Genomic DNA, 12,455 nt, shown 5'->3' with positions numbered 1-12,455 from the left:
TCAAATATATACCCGCCTGCGACACTTGGCAAGTACCTGAGTAATCAAGTATCACGAAAGGGCGAGAAAAAAGCCGGCGTCGATGTCGTCGACGCCGGCCTTCATGCGAAACGGGCAGGGCAGCGCTGGCTGCCCGTGCGATCAGCGCTCGCGGCGCGGTGCGGAACCGGTGCGGGGGCCGCGGCTGGCACTGCTGCCGTTGCGGTTGCCGCCGTTGGCACCCGCGGGGCGGCTGCCTGCCGGACGGCCGCCGTTGCCGCCACCGCCACCGCTTCCGGCACTGGCGCCGGCACTGCGCGGCTGGCCCTGGCCGCTGCGGTTGCCGCCAGGACGGCCGCCACGGTTGGCATGGCCCGGCGCGCCGCTGCGCAGCTGGATCGGCTGCGCCTTGGCGTTCAGGTCCGGCTCGAAGCCCGGAATCACGTGGCGGGGCAGGGTCTGCTTGATCAGCTTCTCGATGTCCTTCAGCATCTGGTGCTCGTCCACGCACACCAGCGACACCGCTTCGCCGGTCGCGCCGGCACGGCCGGTACGGCCGATCCGGTGCACGTAGTCTTCCGGCACGTTCGGCAGGTCGTAGTTCACCACGTGCGGCAGCTGGTCGATGTCGATGCCGCGCGCCGCGATGTCGGTCGCCACCAGCACCTGCAGGCTGCCGTCCTTGAACTCGGCCAGCGCCTTGGTGCGCGCCGACTGGCTCTTGTTGCCGTGGATGGCCATCGCGCCGATGCCGTCGCGGCCCAGCTGCTCCACCAGCTTGTTGGCGCCGTGCTTGGTGCGGGTGAACACCAGCACCTGGTTCCAGCTGTTTTCCTTGATCAGGTGGGCCAGCATCGGGTGCTTCTTGTCGCGGTCGACCGGGTGGATCTTTTGCGCGATCACTTCCACGGTCGAGTTGCGGCGTGCGACCTCGATCGACTGCGGGTTGTTCAGCAGCTTGTCGGCCAGGGCCTTGATGTCATCCGAGAAGGTGGCCGAGAACAGCAGGTTCTGGCGCTTCGCCGGCAGCAGGGCCAGCACTTTCTTGATGTCGTGGATGAAGCCCATGTCGAGCATGCGGTCGGCTTCGTCCAGGATCAGGATCTCGATCTTGGACAGGTCGACGGTGCGCTGGCCGGCGTGGTCGAGCAGGCGGCCCGGGGTGGCTACCAGCACGTCGACGCCGTGCTTGAGCAGCTTGATCTGCGGGTTGATGCCGACGCCGCCGAAGATCACGGCCGAGTTCAGGTTGGTGTACTTGCCGTACAGGCGCACGCTTTCCTCGACCTGGGCCGCGAGCTCGCGGGTCGGGGTCAGCACCAGGGCGCGGATGGCGCGCGGGGCAGTCTTGCTCTTCAGTGCGCTGCCGACCGCATCGGTCGACAGGCGTTGCAGGATCGGCAGGGTGAAGCCGGCGGTCTTGCCGGTACCGGTCTGGGCGCCGGCCAGCAGGTCGCCGCCGTTCAGGACGGCGGGGATCGCCTGGGCCTGGATCGGGGTCGGCGAGGTGTAGCCTTGTTCAGTTACCGCGCGAACGATCGCATCGGACAAACCGAGAGTAGAAAATGACATAGATTCTTTATAAAAAGGGGGCCTGCGCAACACAGCGCCGGTCCAGGCAAATCGGATTAGTCATTGCAGGCGGGACGCAGTACAAACCGCGGGAACGCCGGACGCTGCCGCGCACCGTAGACGCGCGCTGGCAGCCGGGATTATAGAGGACTTGTTTCTCTATGGAAAGTTTCTGACCGGGACTTTCCGTCCGGTGAAGCGGGTGCATTGTCTGCACCCGGAACCACAAAGCGTATTCTACGCGAAATCCCTGAAGCGGGCCTTAGGCGAACGCCGCCAGCAGCGGCACCATGGCGCCGAACACCTTCGGCCCGGCGGCGATGATGTCGCCCTTGTGCAGATAGTCCGACTCGCCGTTGAACTCGCCGACGATGCCGCCCGCCTCGGTCACGAGCAGGGCGCCCGCGGCGATGTCCCACACCTTCAGGCCCTTTTCGAAGTAACCGTCGATGCGGCCGGCGGCCACGTTGGCCAGTTCCAGCGCGGCCGAACCGCCGCTGCGCACGCCGTGGCAGCGCGAGGCGACCGTTTCGTACATGCGCAGGTATTCGGCCAGTGCGCGCGGATCCGGACCGTGGCCCGAAGCCAGCAGGGCCTTGCCGATGCGGTCCTTGCTGCTCACGCGGATGCGCTTGTCGTTCAGGTAGGCGCCGGCGCCCTTGGTGGCGGTGAACAGGTCGTTGCGCACCGGGTCGTAGACCAGGGCGTTGGTGATCACGCCTTTCTGTTGCAGGGCGATCGAGATGCAGAAGTTGGGGTAGCCGTGCAGGAAATTGGTGGTGCCGTCGATCGGGTCGATGATCCACACGTTTTCGCTCTCGTCATTCAGGTTCTTCGACGCGCCCGATTCCTCCGCCAGGATGGCGTGGTCCGGGTAGGCCTTCAGCAGCGTTTCCACGATCGCCTGTTCCGACGCCTGGTCGATGTCGGTGACGAAATCGTTGTGATTTTTTTCAGAAATGGTGATGCGATCGAGGTCGAAGGACGCGCGGTTGATGACGGTGGCGGCGCGGCGGGCGGCCTTGACGGCCGTATTGAGCATTGGGTGCATGGGCTTTCCGTGGAAAAACGCGAACGCCCACCGCGCCTGGATGCGCCGTGAACGGTCAGCTGAATAGAGAATGACAAAGAGCAAAGCGGTGTCGAACCCGTTACAATCCACGACTTTCCAGTCCTGGATTACAACAGTCCGCACCGCGCGTTGGCGCTATTTTAAATGAACCCGACCGAAATCAACACATCTCTGTTCAAAAGGCTCCGATTCGTGCTGGTCGAGACCAGCCGCGCGGGCAATGTCGGCTCGGTGGCGCGCGCCATGAAGACAATGGGATTCAGCGAGCTGGTGCTGGTGTCTCCGCGCTGCGACGACCCGCTGAACGATGCCGAGGCGGTGGCGTTCGCGAGCGGCGCGGGCGACGTGCTGGCCAATGCGCGCATCGTCGGCAGCATCGGCGAAGCGCTGGAAGGCTGCAATTTCGCCGCCGCCGTGTCGGCGCGCCTGCGCGAATTCTCGCCGCCGGTGTGGACGCCGCGCGCCTTCGCGGCCCACGCGGCGGATCAGGGCGAGCTGCAGCCCGCACTGGTTTTGGGCAACGAGCGGGTCGGCCTGCCGAACGAGATCGTCCAGCAGTGCAACGTGCTGATCAACATTCCCTCTAACCCGGATTATTCCTCGCTCAACCTGTCACAGGCGGCCCAGGTGCTGGCCTACGAATGCCGGCTCGCGGCGACCGGCGACACCGTCGAGGAACGCGGCGTGGGCTTCCACGGCGACGCCGCCAGCGTGACGCAGATCGACGGCATGTACGCCCACCTCGAAGAGGCGCTGGTGGCGATCGGCTTCCTCAACGCGAACAACCCGAAGAAGCTGATGCCGCGCTTGAAGCGCCTGTTCGCGCGCACCGGGCTCGAGACCGAGGAAGTCAACATCCTGCGCGGGATCGCGCGCGCGATCATCGAGCAGAAGCCCAGGGAATAGCGTGCAAATAATATTTGCCTCTGCAGCCCGCGCTGCAAATATCCTTTGCAAGCACTAGACGCCAGCCTCTAGTTTCCGGTCCCGCCCTGTTTTTCCTTTGACGTACACTAGGAAAAACACAAGAGGCAGCAATGGGGACATCACGACGGACTTTCCTGAAAGCCGGCGGCCTGGCCGCGCTCGCGCTGGCGGCCGGCGGCGCGTTCTATCGCGCCAGGTACAGCGGCACGCCACACCGCTTCGCACTGGACGGCGAAGCGCGCGCGGCCCTGCACGCGATCCTGCCGGCGATCCTGGCCGGCGCGCTGCCGCAGGATGCCGGCCGTGAAGCTGCGCTCACCAGCACCGTCGACGGCGTCCACCAGGCCATCCTCGGCCTGCCTCCCGGCACCCAGAAGGAAGTCCAGGACCTGTTCGGCCTGCTCGCGCTGGCGCCCGCGCGCCGCCTGCTGACCGGCATCGCAGGCGGCTGGGAAGGAGCACATATCGACGAGGTGAGCGCTTGCCTGGAGGACTGGCGCCAGCACCGCCTCGGCCTGCTGCGCAGCGCCTACCACGCGCTGCACGACCTGGCGCTCGGCGCATGGTATGCGCAGCCGGCCAGCTGGGCTGCCATCGGCTATCCCGGCCCGATGAAGGAGCTGGCGTGAACACGCCGATCGTCCCGGACCCGATCGCGGCCGGCGTCGCCAAGGGCTGGAAGATCATCGACGCCGCGACGCTGGCGCAGGACCGCACATTGGAAGCCGACGTGGTCATCGTGGGCAGCGGCGCCGGCGGCGGCGTCACGGCCGAGATCCTGGCGCGTTCGGGCCTGTCGGTCATCGTGGTGGAAGAGGGCGCACTGAAATCCTCGCGCGACTTCAGGATGCGCGAAGCCGAGGCCTACCCTGCGCTGTACCAGGAATCGGCCGCGCGCAAGACCGTCGACAAGGGCATCAACATCCTGCAGGGCCGCACCGTGGGCGGCTCCACGGTGGTCAACTGGACCTCGAGCTTCCGCACTCCGCCCGCCACCCTCGACTGGTGGCGCCGCCACTACGCGCTGCCCGACAGCACGCCGGAAGCGCTGGCGCCATGGTTCGCCATGATGGAGGCGCGCCTGCACATCGCCGACTGGCCGGGTGCGCCCAACGAGAACAACGCGGTCCTGCGCCGCGGCGCCGAGAAGCTCGGTATTCCCACGGGCCTGATCCGCCGTAACGTCAATGGCTGCTGGAACCTCGGCTACTGCGGCATGGGCTGCCCGACCAATGCCAAGCAGTCGATGCTGGTGACGACCATCCCGGCCGCGCTGGAGCAGGGCGCGCTGCTCATCACGCGGGCCCGCGCGCAGCGCTTCGTCATCCAGGGCGAGCGGATCGAGGAGCTCCTGTGCCAGGCCCTCGATGCGCCCGGCGTCCTGCCCACCGGCCGGATGCTGCGCCTGCGCGCGCGCCATTTCGTGGTGGCGGGCGGCGCGATCAATTCGCCCGCGCTGCTGCTGCGTTCGAAGGCGCCCGACCCCAGCGGCCAGCTGGGCAGGCGCACGTTTCTCCACCCGACCATCATCTCGGCCGCCTTTTTCCCGCAGCGCGTGGAAGCCTGGGCCGGCGCACCGCAGACCGTGTATTCCGACCACTACCTGTCCGGCCCCATGGACGGCCCGATCGGCTACAAGCTGGAAGCACCGCCGCTGCATCCGCTGCTGCTGGCCACCACCATGAACGGTTTTGGCGAGACCCACGCCGCCATGATGCGCGACTTCCCGCACCTGGCGGGCATGCTGGCCCTGCTGCGCGACGGCTTCCACGAGGACGCGCCGGGCGGCAGCGTGCGCCTGCGCGGCGACGGCAGCCCGGAACTCGACTATCCGATGAGCAGTTATCTATGGGACGGCGCGCGCCGCGCGCTGCTCACGATGGCCGAGATCCAGTTCGCCGCCGGCGCCAGCGGCGTGCAGCCGGCCCACGAGATGGCGCGCCGCTACGCCTCTTGGCGCGAGGCGAAGGCCGCCATCATGGCCCTGCCGCAGGGACTGCAGCGCACGCGCGTGGCGTCGGCCCACGTGATGGGCGGCTGCGCGATGTCGGGCGACGAGCGCCTTGGCGTCACCACGCCGGAGGGCCGTTACCGCGGCCTGGCCAACCTGTCGGTGCACGACGGCTCGCTGTTCCCGACCTCGCTCGGCGCCAATCCGCAGCTGACCATCTACGGGCTCGCCGCCAGGCTGGCAAGCAGCCTTGCCGCGTCGCTCACCGGCAGGCCGGCGGCCCGGCCGGCCGCATGAGGGCAGGACCATGAGCGCGCGCCGCCTGCTCCAGTTGCTGCTCCTGATCCAGGCGCTCGCCGCGCTGGGCATCGGCCTGGCCGCCGTCCAGATTTTCGGCGCCAGCCGCTGGCAGGCCCTGGCCCTGGGCCTGGGCAGCGTAGTGCTGGTGCGCCTCTTCATCAACCTCAACAACTTCTTCATGAGCGCGCGCTTCGCCAGCCCCACGCCGGGCGAGTACCGGCTCGGCTTCACGGCGCGCGTGCGCATGTTCCTGGAAGAGTTCAGCGCCAGCATGCTGCAGTCCTCGTGGACCATGCCGCGCGCCAGCGCCCGCACCCGCATCCATCCGGGTTCACGCACGCCGCCGGTCCTGCTGCTGCACGGCTATGGCTGCAACAGCGGCTACTGGGCACACCTGGTGCCGCGCCTCGACGCCGCCGGCATCAGCCACGCCTCGGTCGACCTCGAGCCGATCACCGGCGACATCGACGGCTACGCGCCGCTGGTCGAGCGCGCGGTCGAGGCACTGAGGACGGCGACCGGCGCGGACCAGGTGACCATCGTCGCGCACAGCATGGGCGGGCTGGTGGCGCGGGCCTGGATGCGCGCCTGCGGCACGCAGCGGGTGGCGCGCCTGATCACGCTCGGCACGCCGCACCATGGCACCTGCCTGGCCGCCTTCGGCCTCGGCCTGAACGCGGCCCAGATGCGACGGGCCGCGCGCGCCGAGCCGCCCGAATGCGCCTGGCTGCGCGCGCTCGCCGGCGCCGAGGACGCGACGGCGCGCGCCCTGGTCACCTCGATCTACTCCCATCACGACAACATCATCGCACCCCAGACCTCGAGCGAGCTGCCGGGGGCGCGCAACCTGGCCTTCGGCGGCGTCGGCCATGTCGCGCTGGGGCGCAATCCGCGCGTGCTCGACGCCGTGATGGAGGAGATTGCCCGCCAGGGCCTGGCGGCGCAGCAGGCGCGCGTCTAGCGAATCCGGTACTGGCCGTATTTACTGGCGCCGTGTTACAGTAAGCGCAACGCCGCAACTGGAGCGCCGAACTTGGCCCGCATCCTGATCATCGAAGACAATCCAGCCAACGTCGAGCTGATGGCGTTTCTGCTCACCGCCTATGGACACCATGCCGTCAGCGCCCCTGACGGCCCGCGCGGCATTGCTTGCGCCCGCGCCGCGCCGCCCGACCTGGTGGCTTGCGACGTCAACCTGCCCGGCATGGACGGCTTTTCGGTGCTGGCCGCGCTCAAGGCGGAACCGGCCCTCGCCAGGGCGCCGGTGCTGGCCGTGACCGCGCTGGCGATGGCCGGCGACCGCGAGAAGGTGCTGGCCGCCGGCTTCGACGGCTACATCAGCAAGCCGATCGAACCGGAGAGCTTCGTGGCGGAGCTCGAAGCCTTCCTGCCAGCCGCCGCGCCCGCGCATGGCGTTTCCGCCGCTCCGGCCCAGGCGCCTGTCGCGGCGCCGGCGGCCGTCCCGCAGGCGCAGGCCGCCCAGCCGACCATCCTGCTGGTCGACGACGATCCCTTCATGCTCGCCGTGCTGGCCGATATGCTCGGCGACGAACCGGTGCGTGTGCTGAGCGCAGGCTCCGGCCCCGAGGCCCTGGCCCTGCTCGAGCGCGAGCCGGTCGAGGTCATCCTGTGCGACCAGGCCATGCCCGGCATGCGCGGCACCGAGGTGCTGGCCCAGGTCGCCGCGCGCCATCCGCGCGCCGTGCGGCTGATGCTGACCGGGCAGCAGGACCTGGCCGAGATCGAGTCGGCGCTGCGTTCCGGCCTGGCCGATGCCCACTACGCCAAGCCGGTCTCGGCAGGCAGCCTGCGCCAGCGCATGCGCGAGGCCTTGGCGCTGCAGCGCAGCCGCGCTCTTTAGAATCCTGTTTCTAGCGTGCGTGCCTAGAATGGACCGCACAGGATTCGCAAGGAACTTCATGAGCAAGAAACTTCCCGTGGCCGACGACGACGAAGCGCTGGCGCGCGCCGTCCGCGCGTCGGCCCAGCAGATCTGGCAGGCGGGCCTCGGGGCCTTCGCCAGGGCCCAGGAAGCGGGCGAGGGCGGGCGCTCGTTCACGCGCCTGGTACGCGACGGCAGCGTGCTGGCCAAGCGCGCGCGCGAGGTCGAGGAAGCCACGGGCACGGTGGCGCGCGCCGCCGAGCGGGCCACCCGTCGCAGCAGCGGCTCCTGGGGCAAGCTGGAGCAGGTGTTCGAGGAACGCGTGGCGCGCGCCCTGGCCACCATCGGCGTGCCGGCCGCGAGCGAGGTCGAGGCCCTGCGCCGCCGCGTCGACGAGCTGGAGATGATGCTGGCCGAGCTCAGCGCGCGCCTGCCGGCGGCCACTGCCCCGAAAAAACGCACGCGCCGGGCGCCGAAGCCGGACGAACCCGAGGAAGAAGAAGGGGCCTGAGCAGCCTCTCGAATGCTGTCTCATTGATAGCATTTGGTGTTATCCTCGCGGCTGGAATCACAAACTTCGCCCTTCATGCAACAAAAAGCTCCGCGCCGGACCCGCGAACGCATCCTCGAGCTCTCGCTCAGGCTGTTCAACGAGTTCGGCGAGCCGAACATCACGACGACGGTCATTGCCGAGGAGATGAACATCTCGCCCGGCAACCTGTACTATCACTTCCGAAACAAGGACGACATCGTCAACTCGATCTTCGTCCAGTTCGAGGCGGAGATCGAACGCATCCTCACGGTGCCGGCCGGCCGCCGTTCGAACATGGAAGACGTGTGGCTCTACCTGCACCTGATGTTCGAGCTGATCTGGCGCTACCGCTTCTTCTACCGCGACCTGAACGACCTGCTGTCGCGCAACCGCAAGCTCGAGCTGCACTTCAAGGCGATCCTGGCCCACAAGATCAAGGTGGCGCGCCAGCTGTGCGAAGACCTGCGCAGCGAAGGCTCGCTGGAAGCGGGCGACCAGCAGATCGGCGCGATGGCCACCAACATGGTGGTGGTGGCGACCTACTGGCTGTCCTACGAATACGTGCGCAACCCGCGCAAGTACAGCGAGCAGCAGGCGATCGCCGACGCGCTCGCGCGCGGCTGCTACCAGGTGCTGGCCATGCTCGGCCCCTACCTGCGCGGCGACACCCGCCTGCTGTTCGAGAAGCTGTCCGAGGAATACCTCAAGAAGCTGTCCGCCGAGGCCCGTCCCGGCGCCGATTTCCTGTAACTTCTTTTCGCTCCACGACGATGAAAACCCTGGCCGTCTATTGCGGCGCCTCGCACGGCGTCAACCCGATCTACACCGATGCCGCGCGCGGCCTGGCAGCCGCGTTGGTCGAGCACAACATCGGCCTGGTCTACGGCGGCGGCAAGGTCGGCCTGATGGGCGTGATTGCCGACGAGGTGCTGCGCCTGGGCGGCGAAGCCACCGGCGTCATTCCGAAAGCCCTGGTCGAGCGCGAAGTCGGCCACGCCGGCCTGACCCGCCTGTTCGTGGTGAAGGACATGCACGAACGCAAGGCCATGATGGCCGAGCTGTCCGAAGGCTTCATCGCCATGCCGGGCGGGATGGGCACGCTGGAAGAGCTGTTCGAGATGCTGACCTGGGCCCAGCTGGGCATCCACGCCAAGCCGATTGGCCTGCTCAACGCGAACGGCTTCTGGGACGGCCTGGTGGGCTTCGTGCAGCACCAGAGCGCGGAAGGCTTCGTGCGGCCCGAACACGTGGGCCTGATGCGGGTCGATGCCGACCCGGGCGCCTTGATCCGCGGCCTGCGCGCCGCATCGCCGGTCGCCTGAAGCACAAGCCGGCGCCGGGCGACGCTCAGCGCGCGCTGCGCCAATACTGCGCCAGTTCCTCCAGCCCCAGGCTGCGCTCGGCCGTCCCATGGAAGCGGCAGGCGAAGGCGCCGCCGATGGCCCCGGTGCGCATGCATTCGTCCACCGTGGCGCCCCCGAACCAGGCGTGCAGGAACGCGGACGAGAAGGCGTCGCCGGCGCCGTTGCTGTCGACCACAGGCCCATCGAGCGCCGCACACCCGGTATGCCGGATCGTGTCGTCCCCGCGTGCCAGCGCATAACTGCCGCGCGCCCCATCGGTGGCGACCACCACCTGGGCCCGCCCGTTGCGGCAAATCGCCCGCATCGCGTCGAACACGCCCTCGCCCAGCACGGCCGCGCTCAGGAAGACCAGGTCGGCACGCCAGGCGAAGGGGTGGTAATAAGGATTGCTGCCGTCCCAGTCGTGCAGGTCGGTCGACACCGGCAGCCCGAGCGCGGCGGCATCGTCGAACAGGGCGGCTGCCCAGGGCATGATGCTCAGGTGGACGTGTTCCGCCTCCTGCATGCGCGGCAGGTAGAAGGTGCGCGGCATGCGCACGCTGTCGGGATGGCGGCCGTCGTACAGCGACAGCCGGCGCCCGTCGGGGGCGACCAGGTTGACGCTGCGCCGCGTCCCGCTCGGGTGGACCAGGTAGTCGAAGGGCAGGCCGCGCTCGCGGTAACGGGCGTGGATCAGCTGCGCCTGCGGGTCGTCGCCGATGAAGTCGATCAGCACCGGGTGATGGCCGAGCGCCAGCAGCCCGAGGGAGACGCCGTTGCCGGTGTGCGCCACGTAGTCGACGACCGGCGGCACGTGGATCGAATCGGTCATCGCCAGCGGCAGGGCGGGCACCTGCACGATGGTGTCGATGCCGACGCCGCCGGCCACCAGCACCCGCCTGCCGCCGGCGCTTACCACGCCAGCACCACCGACGTCATGGCCGGCAGCGCCAGCGGCGCGCCCAGGTCCACCCGGGCCCCGGTCAGGACATTGATGGCGCTGCGCGCGCCCTTGATCATGCCGGCGAAGCGCCCCAGGTCGAGGCGGGTGTCGCCGGCATTCTTGTTCAGCACCACCATCACGGTCTGCTTGCCGTCATGGCGGAAGTAGACGTAGCTGCCGTCCTTCGGCAGGTAGTGGGTCAGCTTGCCCTGCGTGACCGCCGAGCTGGTCTTGCGCCAGTTGAACAGGGTGCGCACGAAACCCTGCATGTCGCGCTGGGCCGGCGACAGGCCGGCGCCGGTGAAGGCATTCACCCGGTCGCCCGCCCAGCCGCCCGGCATGTCGGCGCGCAGCACGCCGTCGTCGCGTACCTTCGGGCTGCCGATCAGGACCTCGGTGCCGTAGAACACCTGCGGGATGCCGCGCGTGGTCGCCATCAGGATCAGGTTGGACTTCGCCAGCTCGACCTTGTTGTCGACCGCGGCCAGCATGCGCGGGCGGTCGTGGTTGTCGGGGAAGACCATCAGGCGCATCGGGTCGGCATACAGGTAGTCGGCCGCGATGGTCTCGTAGATCCGGATCAGGCCCTTGTTGTACGACTCCGGCTCGGCCAGCGCCTCGCCAGCGGTATCGGACAGCGGGAAGTCCATCACGGTCGGCAGTTCGGACGCATAGCCGTCGCGGTTGACGACGCCCTTCTGCCAGTAGGCCACCATGTAGGGCCGCGCGTCCATCTCTTCGCCGACCACGTTCATGTGCGGGTACTCGGCGGCCACGGCGCGGTTCCACTCGTTCAGGAAATCCTTGTCGGAGTACGAATAGGTGTCCTCGCGGATGCCCGACAGGTCGGCGTACTCGATCCACCATAGCGTATTCTGGATCAGGTAGCGCGCCACCAGGCGGTTGCGCTGGTTCAGGTCGGGCATGGTCTCGACGAACCAGCCGTCGAAGAAGCGCGCCTTTTCTTCCGGCGCCACGTGGATGTCCTGGGCCACCGTATGCTGGTTGTTGGTGGGCGTGAACGTGGTGCCATGATTGATCCAGTCGCGCGCCGGGAGGTCGCGCATCCACCAGTGGCTGGTGCCGATGTGGTTGAGCACGATGTCGTGGATGACGCCCAGGCCCTTCGCCTTCGCGGCGGCGACGTAGTCGCGGAACTCCTCGTTGCTGCCGAAGCGCGGGTCGATCTTGTAATAATCGGTCAGCGCGTAGCCGTGGTAGGAATAGGAAGGCTGGTTGTTTTCCAGCACCGGCGTCGGCCAGACCATGGTGAAGCCCAGGTCGCGGATGTAGTCGAGATGGGCGCGCATGCCGGCCAGGTCGCCGCCATGGCGCTTGACCGGGTTGGCGCGCTCGGCCCCTTCGAGCATGCCGGCCTGGTCGTTCGCCGGGTTGCCGTTCGCGAAGCGGTCCGGCATGAGCAGGTAGATCGCATCGCCGGCGCCGAAGCTGCGGCGCTCGGCCGAACCCGGGCGGCGCGGCTCCAGCCGGTAAGCGTGGCTGCTAACAAGTTCCTTGCCGCGCCGGAACTGAAGCTGGAGCTCGCCCGGCCGGGCGTCCTTGCCGATGGACAGGTTCACGAACAGGTAGTTCGGGTTATCGGTACGCTCGACCCCGGTAACGCGCACGCCCGGGTAGGGACGGGCCAGGGCGGGCGCCAGTTCGGCGATTTTTTCGCCATGTACCATCAATTGGAGGCCAGGCTGTTTCATGCCGGCCCACCAATTGGGCGGCTCGACGTGCTGGATCTGGTAAGGGGCCGCGTTGGCCCAGGCAGCCGGCAGGATGGCTGCAATCGCAAGGATGAACCGGTACACCGAACCCCCATCAAGAAGTTATCGATGTAGTAAAGTAACAGAATAAATTGCCAGAAACAATCTTCACGAGGCCTGGAAAGTAGTTTTATTTCTTCCACATGCTGGCGCCGGCATCGCCAAGCGCAGGCGCGAACACA

At 67.9% G+C, this 12,455-nt stretch carries 12 protein-coding genes; 8 read left to right on the top strand and 4 right to left on the bottom strand.

Annotated features, from left to right (window positions below; all coding sequences use genetic code 11):
- Positions 1-141: 141 nt before the first annotated feature.
- Positions 142-1,551: a DEAD/DEAH box helicase gene (locus YWC_RS29500; protein WP_051306478.1), complete on the bottom strand. Its 1,410-nt coding sequence runs from the start codon at positions 1,549-1,551 to the stop codon at positions 142-144.
- 262 nt (positions 1,552-1,813) lie between these two features.
- Positions 1,814-2,593, bottom strand: a complete 780-nt coding sequence (locus YWC_RS0114880) for an inositol monophosphatase family protein (RefSeq protein WP_027866095.1) — start codon at positions 2,591-2,593, stop codon at positions 1,814-1,816.
- A 174-nt stretch (positions 2,594-2,767) separates the two neighbouring features.
- Here YWC_RS0114880 and YWC_RS0114875 point away from each other — a divergent pair, with 174 nt between their 5' ends.
- From YWC_RS0114875 to YWC_RS0114840, 8 genes are all read left to right on the top strand, one after another.
- Entirely contained in the window at positions 2,768-3,529 is a 762-nt protein-coding gene (locus tag YWC_RS0114875; protein WP_027866094.1) for an RNA methyltransferase, read from the top strand.
- 131 nt (positions 3,530-3,660) lie between these two features.
- Positions 3,661-4,179, top strand: coding sequence for a hypothetical protein (locus YWC_RS0114870; RefSeq protein ID WP_027866093.1), 519 nt, complete (start codon positions 3,661-3,663; stop codon positions 4,177-4,179).
- Positions 4,176-5,798 carry a GMC family oxidoreductase gene (locus tag YWC_RS0114865; protein WP_027866092.1) on the top strand — a complete coding sequence of 541 codons (1,623 nt, stop codon included), beginning with the start codon at positions 4,176-4,178 and terminating at the stop codon, positions 5,796-5,798. The genes YWC_RS0114870 and YWC_RS0114865 overlap by 4 nt, the downstream gene beginning before the upstream one ends.
- Before the next feature lie 10 nt (positions 5,799-5,808).
- Positions 5,809-6,762: an alpha/beta fold hydrolase gene (locus YWC_RS0114860; RefSeq protein WP_027866091.1), complete on the top strand. Its 954-nt coding sequence runs from the start codon at positions 5,809-5,811 to the stop codon at positions 6,760-6,762.
- Positions 6,763-6,834: 72 nt separating this feature from the next.
- A complete protein-coding gene (locus YWC_RS0114855; protein ID WP_027866090.1) occupies positions 6,835-7,662 on the top strand; it encodes a response regulator in 828 nt (275 codons plus the stop codon).
- Between the two features lie 58 nt (positions 7,663-7,720).
- Positions 7,721-8,194: a phasin family protein gene (locus YWC_RS0114850; protein ID WP_027866089.1), complete on the top strand. Its 474-nt coding sequence runs from the start codon at positions 7,721-7,723 to the stop codon at positions 8,192-8,194.
- A gap of 75 nt (positions 8,195-8,269) precedes the next feature.
- A complete protein-coding gene (locus YWC_RS0114845; RefSeq protein ID WP_027866088.1) occupies positions 8,270-8,965 on the top strand; it encodes a TetR/AcrR family transcriptional regulator in 696 nt (231 codons plus the stop codon).
- A gap of 20 nt (positions 8,966-8,985) precedes the next feature.
- Positions 8,986-9,537: an LOG family protein gene (locus YWC_RS0114840; RefSeq protein WP_027866087.1), complete on the top strand. Its 552-nt coding sequence runs from the start codon at positions 8,986-8,988 to the stop codon at positions 9,535-9,537.
- 25 nt (positions 9,538-9,562) lie between these two features.
- On the opposite strand, the gene YWC_RS0114835 is transcribed toward YWC_RS0114840, so the two are convergent.
- Together YWC_RS0114835 and YWC_RS0114830 are read right to left on the bottom strand one after the other, a co-directional pair.
- Entirely contained in the window at positions 9,563-10,477 is a 915-nt protein-coding gene (locus YWC_RS0114835; RefSeq protein ID WP_027866086.1) for a carbohydrate kinase family protein, read from the bottom strand.
- Positions 10,471-12,318 (bottom strand): glycoside hydrolase family 13 protein, encoded by a 1,848-nt coding sequence (locus tag YWC_RS0114830; RefSeq protein WP_027866085.1) that lies wholly within the window; start codon positions 12,316-12,318, stop codon positions 10,471-10,473. The genes YWC_RS0114835 and YWC_RS0114830 overlap by 7 nt, the downstream gene beginning before the upstream one ends.
- Between the last annotated feature and the right edge of the window lie 137 nt (positions 12,319-12,455).

The sequence above is a fragment of the Massilia alkalitolerans DSM 17462 genome (assembly GCF_000427785.1).
GTDB classification, from domain to species: domain Bacteria; phylum Pseudomonadota; class Gammaproteobacteria; order Burkholderiales; family Burkholderiaceae_D; genus Telluria; species Telluria alkalitolerans.
This window is presented reverse-complemented; position numbering and strand designations above follow the sequence as displayed.

What these genes read in the sequence shown, in the direction of transcription:
- YWC_RS29500 (WP_051306478.1), bottom strand. Translation starts at nt 1,551, where the DNA reads ATGTCATTTTCTACTCTCGGTTTGTCCGATGCGATCGTTCGCGCGGTA.
- YWC_RS0114880 (WP_027866095.1), bottom strand. Translation starts at nt 2,593, where the DNA reads ATGCTCAATACGGCCGTCAAGGCCGCCCGCCGCGCCGCCACCGTCATC.
- YWC_RS0114875 (WP_027866094.1), top strand. Translation starts at nt 2,768, where the DNA reads ATGAACCCGACCGAAATCAACACATCTCTGTTCAAAAGGCTCCGATTC.
- YWC_RS0114870 (WP_027866093.1), top strand. Translation starts at nt 3,661, where the DNA reads ATGGGGACATCACGACGGACTTTCCTGAAAGCCGGCGGCCTGGCCGCG.
- YWC_RS0114860 (WP_027866091.1), top strand. Translation starts at nt 5,809, where the DNA reads ATGAGCGCGCGCCGCCTGCTCCAGTTGCTGCTCCTGATCCAGGCGCTC.
- YWC_RS0114850 (WP_027866089.1), top strand. Translation starts at nt 7,721, where the DNA reads ATGAGCAAGAAACTTCCCGTGGCCGACGACGACGAAGCGCTGGCGCGC.
- YWC_RS0114845 (WP_027866088.1), top strand. Translation starts at nt 8,270, where the DNA reads ATGCAACAAAAAGCTCCGCGCCGGACCCGCGAACGCATCCTCGAGCTC.
- YWC_RS0114840 (WP_027866087.1), top strand. Translation starts at nt 8,986, where the DNA reads ATGAAAACCCTGGCCGTCTATTGCGGCGCCTCGCACGGCGTCAACCCG.